The sequence below is a fragment of the bacterium genome (genome assembly GCA_019695335.1).
Classification (GTDB): Bacteria; CLD3; CLD3; order SB21; family SB21; genus JABWBZ01.
In genome coordinates, this window is record JAIBAF010000051.1 from 20,825 (window position 1) to 27,126 (window position 6,302).

The following is a 6,302-nucleotide window of genomic DNA, read 5'->3' on the forward strand; positions in this document are numbered from 1 at the left end:
AATGAACGCATTTGAATCTGTTTTTCGTAATGCTCCTCAGTTCGATGCGGAACGTCTGATTTTGCGAGGTATTGAAGAAGCCGATCTCGCCGATGTTTTACCGGTAACCGTATACGACGGGTTACATGCTCAGTCAGAAAAAGAAGTACGCCAGATGCTGGAACGTATTGCCGAAGATCAGCAATTTGGGCACACCATACACTGGGGCATTGCTTTGAAAGATACAAACAGGATTATCGGTACATGCGGATTTTACCGTGGTTTCTCGTGTCAAGTCGGAGAAATCGGCTATATCTTGAAACAGGAATATCGGCGGCGCGGTTTAATGTTTGAAGCGCTTGACGTTATTCTTCGGTACGGATTTGATGGATTGAAGCTCGATCAGATTGACGCTTTTACTCTTCATGATAATCTTGCCTCAGTCAGGCTGTTGAAAAAACTCGAATTTGTTCAAGGCCGTGGCTCCCGCAACGGTTTTCAGCAATTTTCAAAATCCCCTCAGAAGCCACCACCAGATCGGCAGGGTCAGGAATGAAACGGGAATGCCAATTCCGATCATAAGCGTGGCCATCGCGCGATCGAGGTCGTATTGCATGGCCAGGATCGCACCCATGATCATTGGCGGCATCGACGCTTCAAAAATCGTAACCTGTAGAATCTGTCCACTTCCTCCCACAATCCACACATAAAATACCAGAAGCGCCAACGGCGCAAGAACCAGTTTAAAAAACAAACCAATGGTGAGGATCGGAATTTTACCTTTGAGATGATCCAGGCGTAATTCCAATCCGACGATTAACAACGTCATCGGCGCCAATGTCGAGCCTAAACGATTGAGAACGAAGGTTGCCCATTCGGGAAAAGGAATCGGCATGAGCAGAATGGCGACGAGCAGCGAGATAAAAGGCGGGAACAACACGATTCGTTTAGAAATTTCTTTTGCCGAAATTCCGCTCGCGCTGTAACGCGCCGCCGTAATGATTCCGAAAGTTGATAAAACAACAAACGATCCCGCCTGATCGGCGATAATACCGATAGCGACCGCATCCGTTCCATAAAAACTTTCAATCATCGGCAGACCAACGAACGCCGTATTCCCCAAGCCTCCGGTAAGCATGAGGCATCCGATGGTTTTCGTGGGCAGTTTCATCCATTTTCCTACGAAATAGAAAAATATTGCGGCCAACCCGAAAAAAAGATAAGCCATGGATAACGGAATGAGCAACGACGGATGCAATTGTAAATCGTGAATGTAAAGCAGCGTGAGCGCAGGGAGCGAGATGTGTATAACAAAAGACGAAAGAACCGATGTCGCGTTGTCGGGTAATTTCTTGAAACGGCGCAAAACAATGCCAAGTGCAAAACACAGCGCGAGCAAAATAAGATTATGCATAAATTATTTTAAATGGCTGTCAATCCATTAACAACCATTGATCCGGATCAATGACAGGTTGAATATTTTTGGGGACAATCACTTCAGCTTTTCCGTCAGGCATAGCGATTTGTTTTTTTTCTTGACCTAGTTGAACCGTGACCGGCATCGGAAAAGGCAGATGGTCCGGTGTTTCCCATCGGAGTAATAATTTATTGCCTTCGATGGTTGAAATCAATTTCGGGAGTTGCGCACGCCGAAAATATACTTCAAAAAACCAATCGAATTTCCTTCCTGTAATGGACTCTACGGTTGCAAGGTAATCGTCCGTTGAAACGAAACGGCATTGTTTTCCATTCGTAATTTTTTCCATGGCTGAGTCGGGGTAGGTCATACGGCGTAGCGATTTAAAAAAAGCGTCGTCGCCTATCAGGTAACGAAGCGTGTGTAAAATCCAGGTGCCTTTGGTGTAATTGTCTCCATCGCTTTCGACAAAATCGGGCGCCACGAGATAACTTTCATTGATCGTCAGAGCGCGACGCTCGGCGACCGGTTTCATGTTCCTGATTCTTGGACGCAAAGCGGCGAGCGATTCGTGATAAGCCTTTTCTCCCTTGAGTTCGCCGGCGTACAAATGCTGCATGTAAGCCCCAAACCCTTCATGGATCCAGATGTCACTCCAGTCGACGGCGGTGACGAGATTGCCCCACCACTCGTGCGATAATTCGTGATGATGCAGAAAATCAAATCCGAAAGGATTGTTGGTATAGTTGTTACCGTACGCAATCACGGTTTGGTGTTCCATGCCGAGATAGGGCGTTTCAACGACCGCATATTTATCGGTGCGGAAAGGATAAGGTCCGAGTAGTTTTTCGTGAAAGCGTAAATGCTCGGGAATTTGTTTAAACAGGATCAACCCTTTTTCATAATTTTCAGGCAATACCCAATACGCGATAGGGAGGACTTGTCCGGTAATGCTGGTATAAGAGCCTTCTATTTTTTTGTAGGGAGCGATGTTGATAGAAACACCGTAGTTATTGATCGGCGTTGTCACATACCAGTGAAAGGTGTGCGTGCTGTCGCTATTTTTTACCACGCCCTGATCACGGCCGTTCGCGATGCATAACAGTGAAATGGGTACGGTAATATGCAGGCTCATGGAATCCGGTTCGTCGCTCGGATGATCTTTGCAAGGCCACCAGATGTCGGCGCCGTCATTTTGGCAAGCTACACCGATCCATGGTTGTCCGTCCTTCGTTGTGTTCCAGATAAATCCGCCGACCCAGGGCGGGCGTTGTGCTACGCGGGGTTTACCGCCGTACGTCACGGCGATCGATATTTCCGAACCTGGCTGACGTGTCGTTCCCAGCGCGATCCATACTTTCCATCCGCGCCGCTCAAAAGACCGTATTGTTTCGCCATTCCGATTGATCTCGGTAATTTTTTGGATCGACAAAAGCGTGTCGAGATCCATCACAAACCATTCCGTCGGTTGTACGATCACTGCGCGCGCCGTCAAAACTCCTGCAATCGATTGTTCTGCCGGTTCAACTTTCAGACTAAGGTCGTAAAATCTGACGTCGTAGCACGCTTGTTCCGCCATTAGTTTGCCACCCGAATCGGTCGGTTTTATGCCTAGTTTTCGTTGTGCATTTATTGACGTAAAACTAAAGAAGATCGTAAAAGCTAACATCCATTTCATAATGGGGCCTCCGTTATTCAATAACAACTAAACCGTGTCGGGTACCGACCCATTGTTGTTTTTTAGTGATCAAAAAACTGGTGATGTAAAGCGACGGTAATATCGAATTATCGTAATTGAAAATTTTCCATCGCTTACCGTTAAACAAAGCGAAACCACCTTCGTAGGTACCAAGCCATTGAATGTCATTACCGGCGGCAATGACGGTCACGTCGTTTTGAGGCAATTCGGAATTAGCAGCCGTGTAATAACTCCACAACTTTCCATCGATACGATTGAGCCCGCCGCCTTCGCCGATCCAAACCAAGTCGCCGTCGATCCGGATATCAAAAATAAAGGACGTTCTGAGATAGGAATTATTCTGCGTGTAGACGGTCCACTTCGAACCGTTGTAATGGGCTGCACCGCCGCCCCACGTGCCCACCCAGATGTCGTTTTTGTTTTTTAATGCGACGGTGGTAATGCCTTGCGCAGGAAGTCCCGTCGCATTAAAATTTTCAAAACCCGTACTTTTGAGCGTGACCAGTTTATTGCCGGAAACCATCCACAAGGTTCCGTCCGGAGTATACGTGAGATGGGCGATCGAATTAGACGGTAAATCGCTGTTCACTGAATTAAAGATATTCCATGAGTCGAAATTTGTTTTAACTAACCCATTGCCCGTTCCGATCCAAAGAAAACCGCTATCACCTTTCGCAATGGAATTGATTGAATAAGAAGGGATAGGAGAATTGGTCGGCGTATACGCCATCGTGTCTTTGGTGGATTTATTGATGCGGATCAGACCGGAATTCGTACCAGCCCAGATCAATGTCCCATCGTCGACCATATCAAGGATCCACAGCGGTTCGATGAGCGTTGACCAATCAGCCGATTCCAGATCCGGAATAACGGGGGAAGAGCTTGTTTCACACCCGGCGGCTATGATAACTAGAAATAGCAATAGTCGTTTCATCTTTACCGTTCAAGGTATGACATACAATAAAACCGCAAAAAAATGGCAGACACTTCCGCCCAGCACAAACATGTGCCAGACGGCATGGGCATAAGGAAGTTTTTTCCACGCATAAAAAATTACTCCGAAACTGTACGCCAACCCGCCGGCTAGTATCCACCAAAGTCCTCCGGTTGGAATCAGCTCGATCATCGGCTTGATGGCGACGATGGCAATCCAACCCATCGCTAAATAAATGACGGTTGAAACGGCGCCGAATCGTCCGGTAAAAAAGATTTTGAAAATCACGCCGGCCAGCGCCAATCCCCAAACGACTCCGAAAAGACTCCAGCCCCACGCGCCGTTCAAGCTGATCAATGTGAAAGGCGTGTACGTTCCGGCGATCAGTAGATAAATTCCCGAATGATCCAGGATACGCATGATACGTTTCACGCGCGGCGACTGAAAGGAATGGTAAAGGGTGGAAGCGGTATACAACAAGATCAGCGTAGAACCGAAAATCGTGGCGCTCACGACGTGTATCGCCGTTCCGTTGAGCGCGGCATAGATAATTAATATAACAAGCCCGGCGATACTGAGCATAACGCCCAATCCGTGGGTAACACTGTTAGCGATCTCTTCGCCTTTGGAGTAGTAGTGGTCAGACATAATTTTTTGATTTTTTGAATTGAGCCCTGAGCGAAGTCGAAGGGCGAACATAAGAAACTAAATAATCTGCAAATTCCATTCATGATGTTCCGCCTCGGCGCACGCTGCCGAACACGACCGGCGGAATTTCTTCTCGCAATCCACACATACATAAAACCGGGTGTGGCAATCCAGATGCGCGCAGTTGGCAAACCGGTCGGTGATCACTCCGCAATGTTTGCAATGCGTGACAATGGTCGGATTAACCTGGTTGACCGGCACGCCGATACGGTCATCGAAAACATAGCACTTTCCTTCGAACAGATCGCCCTTTACCTGCAAATCTTTGCGGTACGCGTCAATGCCGCCGTACAACTGGAAAACATTTTTGAAGCCTTGTTTCAACATCAGGCCCGACAGCTTTTCACAGCGAATGCCGCCGGTGCAATACGTGAGGATCGGCGTGTCTTTTTTATCGGACAATTCCCGTTCGATCCATTCCGGAAATTCTTTGAATGAGCGGACGTCGGGGCGAATAGCCTTATGAAAATGTCCCATTTCGAATTCGTAATCATTACGGCCGTCGATGACGATCACATCGTTCTGCTGCAGCATCTGATGAAATTCAGCCGGATTCAAATATTGCCCGGTGGTCTTATTGGGATCGATCGTTTCTTCCCAGTCGAGCGTGACGATTTCATGGCGGGGACGAACGAACATTTTTTTGAAAACATGATCGGGGACCGGATCGTGCTTAAACCACATATCGGAAAACCGTTCGTCGGCACGCATCTGCGCCATGTACCGGTCCGTTTGTTCAATTGTACCCGAAACGGTGCCATTGATGCCCTCCGGCGCGATGATCACTCGTCCGCGCATGCCGAGCTCTTTACAAAAAGCCAGGTGTTCTCGTGCGAACGCCTCATGATCGCTGATGGAAACATATTTATAATACAGCAGAACGCGAAATGGAAATGGTTCAATCATTTTTAAAAATAAACCGGTTACTATGAAAAAATTCGGTTCAAATTAGCCAACTGGAGCTTGAGAATCAATCGGAATCAATATGGGAAAAAGTGGGTACGGAAATAATCAATGTCGTTGATAAAAATTGGAAAATCCTGGTCGATTATTACAGTGCAATCGGATAAAACTGTAACAAACCCGGGATCGAACGGCTCTTGCCGCGTACGCCGGATCACGCGATTCAAGGCATGGACTATTTCCTCGAGCGAAGTATAGGAAGCGAGGAAACGTTCCTGTAAAAAAATACGGAAATGGTTTTCAATGCCGGGCAACGGCTTTTGGAAATAATGCTCAATCATTTTTTTGATATCGTCGTGATGGGCCGACTGCATCGCATTGTAAAATTCATCAGCAAGCGATGGATTCGATTTAAGTAATACATGGTCGGTCAGCATTTCAACGAGAATGTGCGCGAGAAAAAACGGCCGGGCATTGTGAGAGACCGGAATACGGCGCACCAGCAGAGGACGGATTTTATCGTATGTTTTTTTGAAAAATTCCGACTGATGAAAAAAAGCGTCTGCGCGGAGATGATTATGAATGCCCTTCCATACCATGACGTGCGGTTCGTCCGACATGAGTTTGGTGATGGCCGATTCATGAAAACGGAGTTTCCGGTC

Annotated in this window: 7 protein-coding genes; 1 reads left to right on the forward strand and 6 read right to left on the reverse strand. The window is 47.3% G+C overall.

Features of this window, described 5'->3' with window-relative positions:
• Position 1: 1 nt before the first annotated feature.
• Positions 2-535, forward strand: a complete 534-nt coding sequence (locus K1X84_12520; protein MBX7152459.1) for a GNAT family N-acetyltransferase — start codon at positions 2-4, stop codon at positions 533-535.
• Here K1X84_12520 and K1X84_12525 read toward each other — a convergent pair.
• The 6 genes from K1X84_12525 to K1X84_12550 form a co-directional block, all read right to left on the reverse strand.
• Positions 488-1,393, reverse strand: a complete 906-nt coding sequence (locus K1X84_12525; protein ID MBX7152460.1) for an AEC family transporter — start codon at positions 1,391-1,393, stop codon at positions 488-490. The two genes, K1X84_12520 and K1X84_12525, sit on opposite strands and share 48 nt — an antisense overlap.
• 19 nt (positions 1,394-1,412) lie before the next feature.
• Entirely contained in the window at positions 1,413-3,074 is a 1,662-nt protein-coding gene (locus tag K1X84_12530; protein ID MBX7152461.1) for a M1 family metallopeptidase, read from the reverse strand.
• 13 nt (positions 3,075-3,087) lie between these two features.
• Entirely contained in the window at positions 3,088-4,029 is a 942-nt protein-coding gene (locus tag K1X84_12535) for a hypothetical protein (GenBank protein MBX7152462.1), read from the reverse strand.
• 9 nt (positions 4,030-4,038) lie between these two features.
• Entirely contained in the window at positions 4,039-4,677 is a 639-nt protein-coding gene (locus tag K1X84_12540) for a hemolysin III family protein (GenBank protein MBX7152463.1), read from the reverse strand.
• Positions 4,678-4,734: 57 nt separating this feature from the next.
• Positions 4,735-5,643, reverse strand: coding sequence for a rhodanese-related sulfurtransferase (locus tag K1X84_12545; GenBank protein MBX7152464.1), 909 nt, complete (start codon positions 5,641-5,643; stop codon positions 4,735-4,737).
• Positions 5,644-5,717: 74 nt separating this feature from the next.
• Positions 5,718-6,302 (reverse strand): ACP phosphodiesterase (locus K1X84_12550; GenBank protein MBX7152465.1); only part of this gene is annotated, 585 nt, incomplete at its 5' end.

Coding starts and splice junctions, on each gene's coding strand:
- K1X84_12540 (MBX7152463.1), bottom strand. CDS start 4,677: ATGTCTGACCACTACTACTCCAAAGGCGAAGAGATCGCTAACAGTGTT.
- K1X84_12520 (MBX7152459.1), top strand. CDS start 2: ATGAACGCATTTGAATCTGTTTTTCGTAATGCTCCTCAGTTCGATGCG.
- K1X84_12525 (MBX7152460.1), bottom strand. CDS start 1,393: ATGCATAATCTTATTTTGCTCGCGCTGTGTTTTGCACTTGGCATTGTT.
- K1X84_12535 (MBX7152462.1), bottom strand. CDS start 4,029: ATGAAACGACTATTGCTATTTCTAGTTATCATAGCCGCCGGGTGTGAA.
- K1X84_12545 (MBX7152464.1), bottom strand. CDS start 5,643: ATGATTGAACCATTTCCATTTCGCGTTCTGCTGTATTATAAATATGTT.
- K1X84_12530 (MBX7152461.1), bottom strand. CDS start 3,074: ATGAAATGGATGTTAGCTTTTACGATCTTCTTTAGTTTTACGTCAATA.